The following is a 14,573-nucleotide window of genomic DNA, read 5'->3' as shown; positions in this document are numbered from 1 at the left end:
GCTCCGGGCGGGTGCTACAGCACCTCGCACCGCTCACGGCCGAACCACACCAGATCTTCCACCTTCACCGCGATGTCGCCACGCGCGGCAAATGGCTCCACGGCCCAGGCACCCCACATCGGCGTATCGTTACCGGCATCAATGAAGTTGTGCAGGTAGGCGGCACCCGGCGTCAGGGAGTGGCCAATGTTTGCCAGCAGGTCGAGTAGCACGAAGCCCTCCGCCTGCAAACGCTGGTGGCTCAGGCCAAACAGCTCGCTGGCCGGCATACCGGGGCGGCACTGCGCCAGCACTTCATAGTGCAGCGCCTCGAGGTCACGCAGCGCCTCGGCGGCCAGCGGGTTGTCGCCAATCACCTTGCAGCGGGTGCAGTCGCCCCAGAACCCCTCTTGGGTAATGGGATGGACGTCAATCATCAGCAGATCCTGCTCGGCGGCGGCCAGCGCCGTTGGCGGATGGGTCGGGAAGCAGATGCGCGCGTTCTCGCCCAGCCCGACGTTGGTGATAGTCCAGATGCCAGCGGCGTTTTGCGCCTCCAGCGAGGCCCCCACCGCCAGCTCCACCTGCTGTTCCGTCATGCCGGGTTTGGCCGCGGCCAGCCCGGCGGCGGCGGCGGCTTTCGCCATCGCCTGTGCGCGGCGCAGGCCAGCCGGGGCTTCCAGGGCCACGTCCGGCCCCGGTTTATACGTCCATTCCGGCACCCAGCGGGTGCCCGGTTGATGTGCGCTCATGCCCTATTTCCCCTGCGGCAGGAAGTCATTGGTGTAGTACTGCTGCGCCGGCAGGGTCTCTTTGACGATGCCCTCTTGTTTCACGGCGTTCAGCAGGTCGCTCCAGGCGGCGTCGCTCAGCTTCAGCTGATCCGGGCCGGGCTGGCCGAGCAGCGTGATGGTGTCAGCCCACTGCTGTTTGATGAAGGCCGGATCGTAGGCTTTGCTGTAAGCCTTGGTGAAGGCGGTGGTGCCCTCTTCCGGGTGGGCGATGGCGTAGGCGATGCTCTTCTCGGTGGCGCGCATAAAGGCTTTTGCCACCTCCGGGTTGTTCTTCAGCCAACGCTCGTTGCCAGCCAGCATGAAGATCGGGGTGTTCGGCACGCCGTGCTCTACCGCAGGCAGGAATTCTGGCTTCTGTTTGCCGGTGGTGACCACGCCCGTGCCCTCGGCGTTGGTGATGCCGGTGATGGCGTCCACGCGTTTTTGCAGCAGCAGCGGCACGGTGTCATCGGCGGCAGCGACCATCTTGATGTCATTCAGCGTCATATTGGCGCTCTTGAGCATCAGCGCCAGCTGCGCCTTGGTCCAGGCGTCATTGTAGATGCCGATGGTTTTGCCCTTCAGCTCCGCGACGGTGAACTTCTCACCCTGGCGGGAGACGATGCCCCAGTTGTTGCCCTGGCCGTAGCGACCAATGGCGGTGACCGGCGCGCCCTGCTCTTTGGCGAAGATAATGTCCATGACGGTGGTGAAGGCCAGATCCGCACGGCCCGTGCCGAGGAACTTCATGGTGTCAGCCACGGTCGGCGGCGCAATGATGTTGAGGTCAATCCCCTCTTCGCGGTAGAAGCCCTTCTCTTTCCCCAGAATCCACGGGATCCAGAAGCCATCCGCCACCGGCCACTCCTGCACGAAGTTAATCTTGGTCAGCTCCGCCGCCTGTGCCTGTGGGGTCACCACACCGGCTCCCAGCCAGGGTGCCAGAGCCACCGCCCCGGCCAGCAGCGCGCCTTTCAGGATTGAACGTCTTTGCATCATCTTCTCCATTTGCTTTCAGTGAATGAGGGGGGCTTCACCGCGTGCTCCGTCCGTCACGCGCAAAGCCAAATCAGCCGCACGATTTATCAGCAATGCGCAGATAGTGAAACGGTTTGATGAAATATGTCAACAACTTACATATTTAATATTTATTTATTGTAACGAGCGGCGATTAATGACACAGTTTTTCCTATTGAAACGGTTCAATTTTGTCTACTATTTACTCTGTCAAGCAGGGATTTTTTTCGCCCTGCCCACGCAGAATGACCCAAGAGGGAGCAACGGGTGAAAAAAACGAAGAAGGTACTGTTGGTCGGCGAAACCTGGGTGAGCGCATCCACTCACTTTAAGGGATTTGACCAGTTCAGCAGCGTCACTTTCCATAGTGGCGCGCAGGCGCTGATTAATGCGCTGGCCGAGACAGAATTTGAACTGACCCACCTGCCGGCGCATCAGGCGGTGGAGCAACTGCCCTTTACCTTGGAGGCGCTGGCGGAGTATGACGCCATCCTGCTGTCTGACATTGGGGCCAACTCATTGCAGCTACACCCTGACGTCTGGCTGCACGGTAAACCGGTTGCCGATCGGCTGAAGTTGCTGCGCGACTATGTGCGGCAGGGCGGCGCGCTGGCGATGTTTGGCGGCTACCTCAGCTTCCAGGGGATTGATGGCAAGGCGCGCTGGCGGCGCACGCCGGTGGAGGAGGCGCTGCCCGTCACCTGCCTGCCCTATGATGACCGGCTGGAGACGCCGGAGGGCTTTGCGCCGGAGCTGACGGCGCAGGCGGAGGGGCATCCGATTCTGGCCGGGCTGCCGACCGAGTGGCCGCTGTTGCTGGGCGCCAATGAGGTAGAAGTAAAACCGGGTGCCGAGGTGTTGGCGCGCCTGCCGGCTGATCTTGGCGGCCACCCGCTGCTGGTGACCGGCCACTATGGCGCGGGCCGCACGCTGGCGTGGATGTCGGATGTCAGCCCGCACTGGTTGCCGCCCTCCTTTATTGCGTGGCCGGGCTATGCGCCGCTGTTTGGCAATATGCTGCGCTGGCTCACTGCCGAACAGGCGGCGTAGCCGCAGATCCTGCGGCAAATGGCGCAAAAAAGTTAATTCAGCGTTGCAAATGTGAAACAGCGCTGACTATTCCATACAAAATTAGGGTTTAATGGGCGGCCGTACCCTTTGAGAGGTGCCGCCCATGAGTCGCCCGCAATACCTGCGCCAGAGTGTCATCAATCAGATGCTTGACGGCATCGCCAGGGGTCAGCTGACCTCGCCCCTCCCCTCGCAGGCCGCGCTGGCCCGCCTCTACCACATCAGCCGCACCACCGTGCGCCACACCCTTGACTACCTGAAGCAGCGTGGCATCGTCGCGCGCCGCGCCGGGCGGCTCTGCATCGCCCGTGCGCCGACCGATGACGAGGGCTTTATGCCGCTGCCCTGCCCGGCGCACGTCGCGCAGTTTGAGCAGGCGCTGCACGCGCTGATCCGCCAGCGGCAGTTGCGTCCCGGCGACAACATCAATGAGCAGCAACTGGTGCAGGCCTCCGGCATGGCCGCCGCCGCGGTGCGCGACCTGCTGCTGCGCTTTAGCCGCTACGGCCTGCTGGAGAATGCCGGGCGCGGCGAGTGGCAGATGCGCACGCTGGAGCCAGCCTATGCCGAGAATTTGTGTGAGTTGCGCGAGATGCTGGAGATGCACGCCCTGCGGCGCTTCTTCAGCCTGCCGCCGGAGGATGGGCGCTGGGCCACGGTGCGCGCGCTGCTGGCCCGCCACCGCCAGCTGCATGTGGAGATGAGCAGCGACTACTGCCGCTTCGCGCAGCTTGACCGCCAGCTCCATGCGCTGATCCTCTCTGCCGCCGACAACCCCTTCTTTGATCGCACGCTGGAGATTGTGGCGGTGATCTTCCAGTTCCATTGCCAGTGGGATGGGCAGAATCTGGCACGGCGCACGGTGGTGGCGGTGGAGGATCACATGGCGCTGCTGTTGGCGATGGTCAACCGCAATGAGCGCGAGGCGCTGCGCGAACTGCGCGCCCACCTCGGCCATGCGCGCCAGACGCTGACCAGCGCGCTGGATGGCCGGGCGCGCTGCCCGTAGCGCCGTCAGGCCACCGGCACAAAGTAGCAGCCTTGGTAGACACCCTCGGCCGTCTGATCGATGCGCAGCAGGTCATGGCCGTCACGGCGGACGTGGCCATGCTCGGTCATCTCATACAGGTAGAAGTGCATGATGGCGCGGCTCAGCGCCTCCTGCGTGCCGGTAAGCGGCAGCGCCAGATAGTCACCGCTGGCCGCCAGCGTCGGCTCGCCCTCTGCTGTCGGGCGGCAGAGGCAGGAGGTGAAGCTGATCTCCGCGCTGCTCTCCGGCACGTTCTGCTCCGCCAGCCACACCGGGCCGGGCTGCGTCGCCAGCATACCGTCAATGGCGGCAAACAGCGGCGCGCGCGTCTCATAGTGGAACGCCAGCGACTCCAGTTGATCGACGCGACAGTGGGAGATGCGCCCGCCGTGGCGCGTCAGCCGCTGCGCCAGCGTGACCCGCGACACCACAGGCCGGGGCGACAGGTCAGTGAAGGCGTGGCGTGGCCGGATGCCGGTGAAGCGCCAGTCGCCCGCGCGCCGGTACTCGCCGGGCGGCACGCCAAAGTGCTGCTTGAAGCGGCGATTGAAGCTCTGTTGGGAGTCAAACTGGTAGCGCGCGGCGATCTCCATCATCGGCAACCGTGACATGCGCACCAGCAGCGCCGCCTTGCAGAGCCGGCGGTCGCGGATATATTTCGCCAGCGGAATACCGGTCTCACGCTTGAAGCGGCGCTGCAAGTACCACTTGCTGTAGCCAGCCTTCTGCGTCACGTCATCCACCAGCAGCGGGTTCTCCAGGTTGTCCTCAATCCAGGCGATCAGGTCTTCGGTGAATCCGCTCATGCCGCCGCCCCATCCTGTGGGTAGGTAAGATGCAGCAGCCGCTGCTCCAACTCGCGGCTGGCGGCGCTCTCTGGCCGGCGGCTCAGCTGGCGCTGGAACCACGCCCCGTCGGCCGCCAGCCGCACAATCTCCAGCGCCGGGGCGCTGTCCGTGGCCTGATGGCGCGCCAGCCGCCCGGCGATCCAGGCATCCCACAGCTCAATCAGCTCGGAATCGGACTTAATGGAGTAGGTGATGGCCGCCCACGTCACCCGGTCATCGCTCTCGGCAAAGCCGGAGCGCACGTAAGCGCGGGTGAAGCAGCCGTAGCCGCCCGCATCCTGTTGCAGGTAGTCGTCGATTTCGCGGTCAATGTCAGCGATCAGCGCCGTGAACAGCGCGGAGATCAGCGCCCGCTTGTTGGGAAAGTGGTGGAACAGCCCACCCTTGGTGACGCCAGCGGCCGCGGCCACCGCGCTCAGCGAGATTTCGGCCAGCCCGTTGTCCGCCGCCAGCCGGGAGGCGCTCTCCAGCAGGCGGCTGCGCACCTGTTGCGGATCTTTTTTACGGCTCATGTCCTCGCCCCGTGGCAAAAAGTGAGCGCGCATTATAGATACCTACCGGTCGGTATGTAAACCGGCTACAGCCCCCTGACCAGCGCCCCCAGCGTCTCGATCGCCTGCTGGTGGCGCGCGTCCCAGACAAAGGAGCTATTGAGGCGGATGCAGTCGCGGAACTGGTCGCCCGCGGTGAACATATGCCCCGGCGCGATGCTGATGCCGCGCGCCAGCGCCTGCCGGTAGAGGGTGCGGGCGTCGCGCCCCTTGCCGAGCGTCAGCCAGAGGAAATAGCCGCCCTGTGGCCGGCTGATGCTTACCTCCTCCGGGAACGCCTGCTGGATGCCGCGGTACATCGCCACCTGACGCAACTCCAGCTGGCGGCGCAGCCTTCGCAGGTGCGCCTCATAGCCGCTCTGGTGCAGGTAGTCGGCCAGCGCCAGCTGGGTCGGTACGCTGGCGGAGAGGGTACTCATCAGTTGCAGCCGCTGGATGCGCGCCGCATGGGGGCCAGCCGCCACCCAACCGACCCGGAAGCCGGGTGCCAGGCTCTTGGAGAAGGAGGCGCAGTGCAGCACCGTGCTGCCCTGCGGGTCAAAGGCGCGCAGCGGGGCCGGTCGCTCCGTGCCAAAGTAGAGTTCGTGGTAGACATCATCCTCAATCAGCGCCACGCCGTGCTCCGCCAGCATCGCCACCAGCCGCTGCTTTTTGTCGCGCGGCATGGAGGCCCCGAGCGGGTTCTGGAAGTTGGACATAAACCAGCAGGCGCGGATCGGGTAGCGCGCCAGCGCGTCGGCCAGCGCCGCCAGATCGATGCCGGTCTGCACATCGGTCGGGATGGCGACCGCCTTTAGCTGGCGGCGCTCTATCGCCTGCAACACGCCATAGAAGGCTGGCGACTCAATCGCCACCCAGTCACCCGGCTCAGTGACCGCCTGGAGGCTCAGCCCCAGCGACTCCATCGCGCCGGAAGTGATGACGATGTCATCGGGTGCCACCTCCATCCCCTGCTGGGCGTAGCGCTGGGCGATGCTGCGGCGCAGATCCTCATTGCCCGGCGGCAGGTTGGCGACGGCGCTGAAGGGCGACATGCGCCGCACCGCGCTGGCCAGTGAGCGCGCCAGCCGGGGCTGCGGGAAGAGCGTGGCGTCCGGGAAGGCGGAGCCAAAGGGGACGATGGCCGGGTCTTTCGCCGCCTGCAAAATGTCAAAGATGGCGTCATTGATGCCGACCTGTTCCGAGGGGTGCAGCGTGCGGCTGCTGTCCGGCAGCGGGGCCGGATCGGGCGCGACGTAGTAGCCCGACTGCGGGCGTGCCACCACCAGCCCCTGGCTCTCCAGCAGCTGGTACGCCTGCAGCACGGTCATCAGGCTCAGGCCCGACTGTCGGCAGCTCTCGCGCAGGGAGGGGAGTTTGTCACCGGGCAGCCAGATCTGGTTCTGGATCTGGCGGCGCAGGCTCTGGGCAAGCTGTTCATAGCGGGTCATGGCGGCATCCGGCAACTGTTATAGATTAATTTTACGAAACTGGCTCTATTATAGCCGGACTCCCTGCCCTATTGTCACCTGACGGGTAACACGGTTTTCCGGCGGAAATCGTCCCATGTGCTATACCTGTTGCAGGTTAACAAAGATTAATCGTCCTGATTGCGGGGAAACACGTGCGTCACCCGGCGCACCGGGCGTTTACCCTCTTGCCGGCGGCATATTTTGCACGGGATGCATGACGTCCGGTTGAGGTGTCTTGTTTGTTGGGCAATATGAGGTGGCTATGTTGGGCTTAGACGCGTTCGAGCTGGCGAGAATCCAGTTCGCCTTTACCGTTTCGTTTCATATCATCTTTCCGGCCATCACCATCGGCCTCGCCAGCTTCCTGGCGGTGCTGGAGGCGTGCTGGCTAAAAACCAAAAATACCACGTACCGCGATCTCTACCACTTCTGGATCAAGATCTTCGCCGTCAACTTCGGCATGGGGGTGGTCTCCGGGCTGGTGATGGCCTATCAGTTCGGCACCAACTGGAGCGGCTTCTCCGCCTTTGCCGGTAGCATCACCGGGCCGCTGCTTACCTATGAGGTGCTGACTGCCTTCTTCCTGGAGGCTGGCTTCCTCGGCGTGATGATGTTTGGCTGGAACCGCGTGGGGCCGGGGCTGCACTTCTTCTCCACCTGCATGGTGGCGCTCGGCACCCTGATGTCCACCTTCTGGATCCTCGCCTCCAACAGCTTCATGCACACCCCGCAGGGCTATGAGATTGTCGATGGCCAGCTGATCCCGGTGGACTGGTTCAAGGTGGTGTTCAACCCCTCCTTCCCCTATCGCCTGCTGCACATGGCGACCGCCGCCTTCCTGGCCTCGGCGTTCTTTGTTGGCGCGTCCGGGGCCTGGCACCTGCTGCGCGGCAACAACACGCCGATGGTGCGCAAGATGTTCTCAATGGCGATGTGGATGGCGCTGATTGTCGCGCCAATTCAGGCGGTGATTGGCGATGCCCACGGCCTGAATACCCTGGAGCACCAGCCAGCGAAGATTGCCGCCATTGAGGGGCACTGGGAGAACCCGCCGGATGAGGCGACGCCGCTGATCCTGTTCGGCCTGCCGGACATGGAGGAGGAGCGCACCAAATATGCGGTCGAGATCCCCTACCTCGGCAGCCTGATTTTGACCCACAGCCTGACCAAGCAGATCCCGGCGCTGAAATCCTTCCCGGCTGACCAGCGCCCCAACTCCACCATCATCTTCTGGTCATTCCGTATCATGGTGGCGATGGGCCTGCTGATGATCGCCACCGGCCTCTGGAGCCTCTGGCTGCGCTGGCGCGGCAAGCTGTTCCTGACGCGCGCCTTCCACCGCTTTGCGCTGGTGATGGGGCCGTCGGGCCTGATCGCCATCATCGCTGGCTGGTTTACCACTGAGATTGGCCGCCAGCCGTGGGTGGTCTACGGCCTGCTGCGCACCCGTGACGCAGTCTCTGACCACGGCACGCTGCACATGTCCCTCAGCCTGCTGGCGTTCCTGGTGGTCTACTGCTCGGTGTTTGGCATCGGGCTGGTCTACCTGCTGAAGCTGATTGGCCGTGGGCCGCAGCCCTTTGTCGCCCACACCGGCCCCGAAGGCGGGCCTGGGCAGAAACGCACCCCGGCGCGGCCGCTCTCCGCCGCGGATGAGTCCCTGGATGAACCGACCAAAGATGACCTGCGGAGGAGTGAATAATGGGTATCGATCTCTCGCTGATCTGGTTTGTGATCATTGTGTTCAGCATCCTGATGTATGTGGTGATGGATGGCTTCGACCTTGGCATCGGCCTGCTCTACCCGATGGTCAAGGATGATGGCGATCGCGATGTGATGATGAACACCGTGGCCCCGGTGTGGGACGGCAACGAAACCTGGCTGGTGATGGGCGGGGCCGGGCTGTTCGGCGCCTTCCCGCTGGCCTATGCCGTGATCCTCGACGCGCTGGCCATCCCGTTGACCGTGATGCTGATTGGCCTGATCTTCCGCGGCGTGGCCTTTGAGTTCCGCTTCAAGGCCACCGTCTCGCACCGCGCCTTCTGGGACAAATCCTTCATTGCCGGATCCTTTATTGCCACCTTCTCGCAGGGGGTGGTGCTGGGGGCGTTCCTGAATGGCTTCCCGGTGGAGAACCGCACCTGGGTCGGCAGCGTGTTTGACTGGATCACCCCCTTCTCGCTGTTCTGCGGCGTCGGGCTGGTGGTGGCCTATGCGCTGCTCGGCAGTAGCTGGCTGATCATCAAGACCGAGGGGCACCTGCTCGCCACCATGCGCCGGGTGTCACGGCCGCTGCTGCTGGCGCTGCTGGCGATCATTGCCATCGTCAGCATCTGGACGCCGCTCAGCTACCCGACCATCGCTGACCGCTGGTTCACGCTGCCGGATCTCTTCTTCTTCCTGCCGGTGCCGGTACTGGTGGCGCTGGCGGCCTGGGGGGTGTGGCGCACCACGCAGAATGCCCACTCCCACTACGCCCCCTTTATTTTGACGCTGGCGCTGATCTTCCTTGGCTTCAGCGGACTGGGCATCAGTATCTGGCCCAACCTGATCCCACCGGCCATCAGCTTCCGCGAGGCGGCCTCCCCGCCGCAGAGCCAGGGCTTTATGCTGGTGGGCGCGCTGTTCATCATTCCGTTGATTCTGGTTTACACCTTCTGGAGCTACTACGTCTTCCGTGGCAAGGTCAAACCGGAGCATGGCTACCACTAAGGGGGGGATATGCCTTCCATTGACCCAATGACCGAGAAGACCACCCGCAGCCCGCTGTGGCGGCGGCTGATCTGGTTAATCATTATCTGGGCCGGCAGCGTGCTGGCGCTGTTCGTCGTCGCCTCGCTGTTCCGGCTGATGATGACCGCCGCCGGGATGCGCAGCCACTGATTTCACTTTTTGCCGGGGGCGGCCCATGCTAGAGTGGCGCCGCCCTCCACGATCCCTCCATTATCTTTACCCCGCGCCTACCCCGTTAACACTATGCCGGCACTTTGCTCACAATCCCTTCATTTTCGTTCACTTTTTGCCTTTTCCGCTTTAATAGCTTTACGTTAACTCGCACTACTATTCATTTGCTTGGGTAGACTTGTCTTCGTCAACTCAACGGCGCCGAGGCGCTGAACGAACAATCATGTGAGGTATCGATTATGCGTAAATTTACTGCCCTGGCTTTAGCGTCCACCCTGGTTTTCGGTTCTGTTTCCATGGCCTTTGCCGCTGACACCGCCGCCACCGCGCCGGCCGCCACCGAGCACAGCAAGCCGATGCACAAAGGGGGCCGCCATGGCGATCCGTTTGCCGGCCTGAACCTGACCGAGCAGCAGCGCCAGCAGATGCGTGACCTGATGAGCACCGAGCGCCAGCAGCACCCGCGTGACGAGATGAAGGCCCACTTTGAGTCCATGCACAAGCTGGTGGCCGCAGACAGCTTCGATGAGGCGAAGGCGAAGGCGGAAATTGACAGCCTGCACAAGGCGCAGGCCGAGCAGATGCTCTCCCACATGCGCATGGAGAACAAGATGTACAACCTGCTCACCCCGGAGCAGAAGAAGCAGTTCAATGAGAATTACCAGAAACGCGCTGAAAAGATGGCCGAGAAGCACGCTGAGCGCGCTGCACGCCACAACAGTGAGACACACAGCGCCAACTGATTCACCTTTACCCTCTGGTGTACACCGGGCATGGCAACATGCCCGGTTTTTTTGTGCGCTCAATTCAGGATGTAGTGGCGGTCAGGCCGACGGCGCGGCGGCAGCGGCATGACGTCACACATCTCCAGCAGGTCTATCTCCACCGCCCGGCACATGGCGTTCAGTGGCAGGTCGTTTGGCTCGGTGCCAAACGGCTCGCCCAGCTCCTCCGCCAGAATATCCAGCGACAGGAAGGTATAGGAGATGAAGACCGAGACCAGCGGCGTCATGTAGTGCAGATCCGGCACCAGCGCAAAGGGCAGTAGCGTGCAGAACAGGTAGACCGTGCGATGCACAATCAGCGTATAGGCAAAAGGGATCGGGGTGTTGGCGATACGTTCGCAGCCCGCCTGTGCCGTCGCCAGCTGGGTCAGGTTCTGGTCAATGCCATGGTAGAGCATGTCGCTAAGCTCACCGGCGGCGCGGCGGGCGCCCAGCCACTGCCCCATCAGCAGCAGCAGCCGGTTGCAGGGGCTGGGGCTGGTGAGCACCTGCCGCGCCACCGGCTCTGGCAGCAGCCGACGCACCGTCCCGCCCGGTGCGGTGCCGCGCAATTGGTGTTTCAGGCAGTAGGTATAGGCGATCTGCAAGGCGGCAAACTGCCTGATGGCTGGCAGCGCCTCCGGCAATACCGCGCGTAGCTGGCGCGTCAGGGCGCGTTGCGCGACCAGCAGCGATCCCCAGAGCTGGCGCGCCTCCGTGAAGCGCGCATAGCTGACACTGTTGCGAAAGCCCAGAAAGATGGCGATGGCGATGCCCAGCAGGCTGAAAGGTGCCAGCGTCAGCCGGATGTTGAGCGCCTCATACCACTGGAAGCAGAGCACTGCCACCAGCGACATCAGCAAATTGAGGAACAGCCGGAACAGGATATTGGCCAGCACGGAGCCGTGCCAGACAAACAGCCGGAAAAACCAGTGTTGCGGGGAGCGAACAATCATAAGTGAAAAGCAGGTCAAGAAGAGGTAAAGCAGTTGTAGCAGATTTTGCCGCCTGGCCCAAGGCAGGCCAGAACGGAAAAGAAAATGCCCCGGGAAAACCCACCGGGGCATGGCTGGCGCAGCGCGCCGGTCAGACAATACGTTTCATCGCCTGAGCCAGAGAAGAGAGGTAGTAGTAGAACGACTTATAGTACGGCAGGCGCAGGTAGTCGCGGTAGATGCGCCACTGCCAGCTGTCGAACGGGTTCTTGCTGAGGAAGCTCTGGCGCGGTGAAATGCGGCAGTAGGCCAGCGTCTCAGGGATGCAGTAGGCCATGGTGCCCTTGGCACGCTTAAGCAGCGACAGCCACATCAGGTACTCCTGATGCGGGACGTTCTCCAGATAGACCTTACCCAGACGCGCCTGATTGTACATGCCGGTAATGTCGGCGATGCGGTGGCCGCGCAGCAGGTCGCGATAGGTGATGATCTCGCGGCTCTTGTAGGTGCGGGTCAGCTTGTTCACGCTATTGAGGAAGGTGGCGTAGTGCGAGCACACCATGTCATAGCGCTTGGTTTGCAGGATGTTGACCTGGGTAAACAGCTTGTTCTTCTCCCAGACCGCGTCACTGTCACAAAAGGCGATGAACTCCCCTGCCGCCATGTCGATGCCCATGTTGATGGTTTCAGCACGGCCCAGACGGCGCTCATTGCGGTAGTAAGTTACGCGTGGATCATCGGTAAAGCGCTGGACAACATCGCCCGTCGCGTCCGTTGAAGCATCATCAATAATATAGAGATGAAAATTGGCATACGTTTGGGACAATACGCTGTTAATCGCATATTCAATATAGTCTGCTGTGTTAAAGGCAGGCATTACCACTGATACTTTTTCCATAGATCCTCGCTTATCACCCGATAACGACCTAACCCTGCCTCCTGAACCGGCGTCGATGCCCACGCGGTTCCTGGTTATACGCCGTCTGTTATCCGGTTTATTTTGAAACGATTGTAGTTATTGGTTATTAATTCCCTTTCCCCCCTTAACGCCGTTTATTCCGTAAAGTAACTCCCCCATTCACGCTGCACATTGCGAGGCCAGATGCGGCAAAGGCCGGCACCGGGTGTAAACGTCAGCTCGCCGAAATAGACCCGGCCGCCCACCTCATAAAAATCGATGCGTACATAGGAGAACTGGCTGGCGATGGTCTTGGCCAGATGCAGCATCTCGTCCAGCTTCTCCGGGCGCGGCATGGTTTCCGGGTTGTTCTTCAGGCCCATGCGGATCTCGGTGCGGTTCCACTCTTCGTCGAACACGTCGCGGCGGTGCACGCCATAGCGCGAGTAGTCCACCTGGATGAAGACACGCAGCTCGCCATCTTTGTTGAAGCAGTGGAACTTCAGGTCGTTCGGCACCTGGCCCTCAACCTGCAACAGCTCCTCGAAGATCAGGCCCGGCTTGATCCCCTGGTAGTGGCGCTCCTTGTTGGAGAGATACCAGTTGGAGTCCATCCAGGTGGAGGCCTGCTCGTAGAGCGCCTCATAAGTGATCTTGCTCTTATCGAACACCAGACTGTTGAAGCCGCACCCGTGGTTGGCCTTCATCACGAAGGAGTTGGGCAGGCTCTTGTAAAGCTCATAGCTCATCTCCGTGGTGGTGGCATAAACCGGGATCAGGTACTGCTCGCCAATAATCGCCGCGATGTAGTCCCGCACCTTGATTTTGTCCGCCAACAGCGTGTAGATCTTTTTCGGCCAAATATTGCGAATCATGATCTTTTCGCTAAATAACTGCGGATTCTTAATATTGGCCTGTTTCTTGAATACACGAGCATAATTTATCTGGTGAAAAACAGGATCAGGCAAATTGCGATAAATTCTCTTAGCTAAATTTCTTAACATAATTTTTCACCTTTCTGTTTACTACAGGAATACTTTGATAGCACGTCAACTGCAGCACAGTAATTTTCCCTTTACGGAAGAAGATATTAAACAAAAAGAACGATAAAAATTCCGCAATTAACATGGAGATGGCCGCCCCTTCAATTCCATAGCGGGGGATCATCACCCAATTCAGTGCCACGTTAACCAGCGCCACCGCCGGCATCTTAAATGCGATGAAACGAAAACCTGAGTAGAGAACCATCACCCGCATGGAGAGTGTCCCCAATACGGAGCACAGGGCGGTGAAAGTACAGAGCGGCACGATAGTCGCCGCCTCGCGGAACCCCTGGCCAAACAGCAGCACCAAAATTTGGCTGCCGAAAAGTAAGTAAAAGAGCACGATCGGCGCGGTAATCACCAGCACGATCAAAAACAGCATCCGGATACTGTGCGCCTGCGTCTCCGGGTTACGGTCACTGACCACCGATGACATCAGCGAGGTGATCAGGGCAATCGGCACAAAGGTCCAGGCGTTGCAGAGCGTCAATGCGGCAGTGTAAAGGCCCACCGCGTGGCTGCCCACCATGTTCTCCAGCATCACCTGGTCAATGCGCACATAGATCACGATGGACAGCGCCGAGAGTGACAGCGGCAGGCCAACGGTCATTAAGTACCGTGAGTAGCGGTTTACCAACGCCGCCGGCACTTTCTGGTCGCCGCTCTGCGGGTGTTCACGCATGAACATCCAGCGCCGCACCAGATAAGGGATCGCGCTGCTGACAATATAGGGCAGCACGAACCACGCCAGCGTCATCTCATACTTCACCATCGCCACCCGCATAATGATGGCCAGTACCAGCACCCCATTATTGATTAACGCATTGCGCTTTGAGTTCAGGGTGGCGTCATAATAGATCTTGAACACATCCTGAATCTGGAAATAGGAGCTGATCAGCACCAACACCAGCATCACAAACGGGACATGATCCAGAGTCAGGGCGCCCCACACCAGCAGCAGCGCGCTGGTCACGCAGAACCAGCGGGCGCGCAGCCGGGCCGAGGCGAGCATCAGCCGGATGCCGCTTTGCGGCTTGCGCGCGATCCGGTTGAACAGAATATTGTCTGCCCCCATCTGAATCAGTGGGACAGTAATAGCAACAATGGACAACAAATAACTGATGGTGCCAAATTGCGCTGGCTGCAAATAACGCGCGACATAAATCGAAATAAATACGCCGGAGAAGCCAAACAACAGTCGTTCCGCGATTAACCAGCACGCATTAAAGATTACAGGCTTCATGTCATTTCCCAACGGAATCTAATTCATATCAAGTGTGATATGTCCCTGATTCAGCGATGGCGCGTG

Annotated in this window: 15 protein-coding genes; 6 read left to right on the top strand and 9 right to left on the bottom strand. The window is 61.1% G+C overall.

Going from position 1 to position 14,573, the window contains the following annotated elements:
• Positions 1 to 14 precede the first annotated feature (14 nt).
• Both C1N62_RS07320 and C1N62_RS07315 read right to left on the bottom strand, forming a co-directional pair.
• Positions 15 to 731: a M24 family metallopeptidase gene (locus tag C1N62_RS07320; protein WP_137763005.1), complete on the bottom strand. Its 717-nt coding sequence runs from the start codon at positions 729 to 731 to the stop codon at positions 15 to 17.
• A 3-nt stretch (positions 732 to 734) separates the two neighbouring features.
• Positions 735 to 1,748, bottom strand: coding sequence for an ABC transporter substrate-binding protein (locus C1N62_RS07315; protein WP_137763004.1), 1,014 nt, complete (start codon positions 1,746 to 1,748; stop codon positions 735 to 737).
• Between the two features lie 288 nt (positions 1,749 to 2,036).
• Between C1N62_RS07315 and C1N62_RS07310 the strand changes: the two genes are divergently transcribed.
• Together C1N62_RS07310 and C1N62_RS07305 are read left to right on the top strand one after the other, a co-directional pair.
• Complete coding sequence (locus tag C1N62_RS07310) at positions 2,037 to 2,819, top strand: glutamine amidotransferase (protein WP_137763003.1); 783 nt, start codon at positions 2,037 to 2,039, stop codon at positions 2,817 to 2,819.
• A 124-nt stretch (positions 2,820 to 2,943) separates the two neighbouring features.
• Positions 2,944 to 3,849, top strand: coding sequence for a GntR family transcriptional regulator (locus tag C1N62_RS07305; protein ID WP_137763002.1), 906 nt, complete (start codon positions 2,944 to 2,946; stop codon positions 3,847 to 3,849).
• Between the two features lie 5 nt (positions 3,850 to 3,854).
• On the opposite strand, the gene C1N62_RS07300 is transcribed toward C1N62_RS07305, so the two are convergent.
• From C1N62_RS07300 to C1N62_RS07290, 3 genes are all read right to left on the bottom strand, one after another.
• The gene (locus C1N62_RS07300; protein WP_137763001.1) at positions 3,855 to 4,676 is read right to left on the bottom strand and encodes a helix-turn-helix domain-containing protein; all 822 of its coding nucleotides are present in this window, start codon (positions 4,674 to 4,676) and stop codon (positions 3,855 to 3,857) included.
• Positions 4,673 to 5,230: a TetR/AcrR family transcriptional regulator gene (locus C1N62_RS07295; RefSeq protein ID WP_137763000.1), complete on the bottom strand. Its 558-nt coding sequence runs from the start codon at positions 5,228 to 5,230 to the stop codon at positions 4,673 to 4,675. The genes C1N62_RS07300 and C1N62_RS07295 overlap by 4 nt, the downstream gene beginning before the upstream one ends.
• Positions 5,231 to 5,295: 65 nt before the next feature.
• Positions 5,296 to 6,699 (bottom strand): PLP-dependent aminotransferase family protein, encoded by a 1,404-nt coding sequence (locus tag C1N62_RS07290; RefSeq protein WP_137762999.1) that lies wholly within the window; start codon positions 6,697 to 6,699, stop codon positions 5,296 to 5,298.
• A 283-nt stretch (positions 6,700 to 6,982) separates the two neighbouring features.
• Between C1N62_RS07290 and C1N62_RS07285 the strand changes: the two genes are divergently transcribed.
• The 4 genes from C1N62_RS07285 (at position 6,983) to spy (ending at position 10,367) form a co-directional block, all read left to right on the top strand.
• Entirely contained in the window at positions 6,983 to 8,422 is a 1,440-nt protein-coding gene (locus C1N62_RS07285; RefSeq protein WP_137762998.1) for a cytochrome ubiquinol oxidase subunit I, read from the top strand.
• On the top strand, positions 8,422 to 9,432 hold the full coding sequence (gene cydB / locus C1N62_RS07280) for a cytochrome d ubiquinol oxidase subunit II (protein ID WP_137762997.1): 1,011 nt from the start codon (positions 8,422 to 8,424) through the stop codon (positions 9,430 to 9,432). Before C1N62_RS07285 ends, cydB begins: the two co-directional genes overlap by 1 nt.
• A gap of 27 nt (positions 9,433 to 9,459) precedes the next feature.
• Complete coding sequence (locus C1N62_RS07275) at positions 9,460 to 9,603, top strand: DUF2474 domain-containing protein (RefSeq protein WP_137764942.1); 144 nt, start codon at positions 9,460 to 9,462, stop codon at positions 9,601 to 9,603.
• Between the two features lie 260 nt (positions 9,604 to 9,863).
• Positions 9,864 to 10,367 (top strand): ATP-independent periplasmic protein-refolding chaperone Spy, encoded by a 504-nt coding sequence (spy, locus tag C1N62_RS07270; protein WP_137762996.1) that lies wholly within the window; start codon positions 9,864 to 9,866, stop codon positions 10,365 to 10,367.
• A 59-nt stretch (positions 10,368 to 10,426) separates the two neighbouring features.
• Here the strand turns inward: spy and C1N62_RS07265 are convergent, their stop codons facing one another.
• The 4 genes from C1N62_RS07265 to C1N62_RS07250 all read right to left on the bottom strand — a co-directional run bounded on the left by C1N62_RS07265 (position 10,427) and on the right by C1N62_RS07250 (position 14,507).
• Complete coding sequence (locus C1N62_RS07265; RefSeq protein ID WP_137762995.1) at positions 10,427 to 11,344, bottom strand: bestrophin family protein; 918 nt, start codon at positions 11,342 to 11,344, stop codon at positions 10,427 to 10,429.
• A gap of 130 nt (positions 11,345 to 11,474) precedes the next feature.
• On the bottom strand, positions 11,475 to 12,200 hold the full coding sequence (locus C1N62_RS07260; RefSeq protein ID WP_370465597.1) for a glycosyltransferase family 2 protein: 726 nt from the start codon (positions 12,198 to 12,200) through the stop codon (positions 11,475 to 11,477).
• A 176-nt stretch (positions 12,201 to 12,376) separates the two neighbouring features.
• Complete coding sequence (locus C1N62_RS07255; RefSeq protein ID WP_370465590.1) at positions 12,377 to 13,096, bottom strand: ATP-grasp fold amidoligase family protein; 720 nt, start codon at positions 13,094 to 13,096, stop codon at positions 12,377 to 12,379.
• A gap of 109 nt (positions 13,097 to 13,205) precedes the next feature.
• Complete coding sequence (locus C1N62_RS07250) at positions 13,206 to 14,507, bottom strand: flippase (RefSeq protein WP_137762992.1); 1,302 nt, start codon at positions 14,505 to 14,507, stop codon at positions 13,206 to 13,208.
• Positions 14,508 to 14,573 lie beyond the last annotated feature (66 nt).

The organism is Nissabacter sp. SGAir0207 (assembly GCF_005491205.1).
GTDB lineage: Bacteria > Pseudomonadota > Gammaproteobacteria > Enterobacterales > Enterobacteriaceae > Chimaeribacter.
The sequence above is the reverse complement of the archived record's forward strand: the minus strand, read 5'-3'. Positions and strand labels throughout refer to the sequence as shown.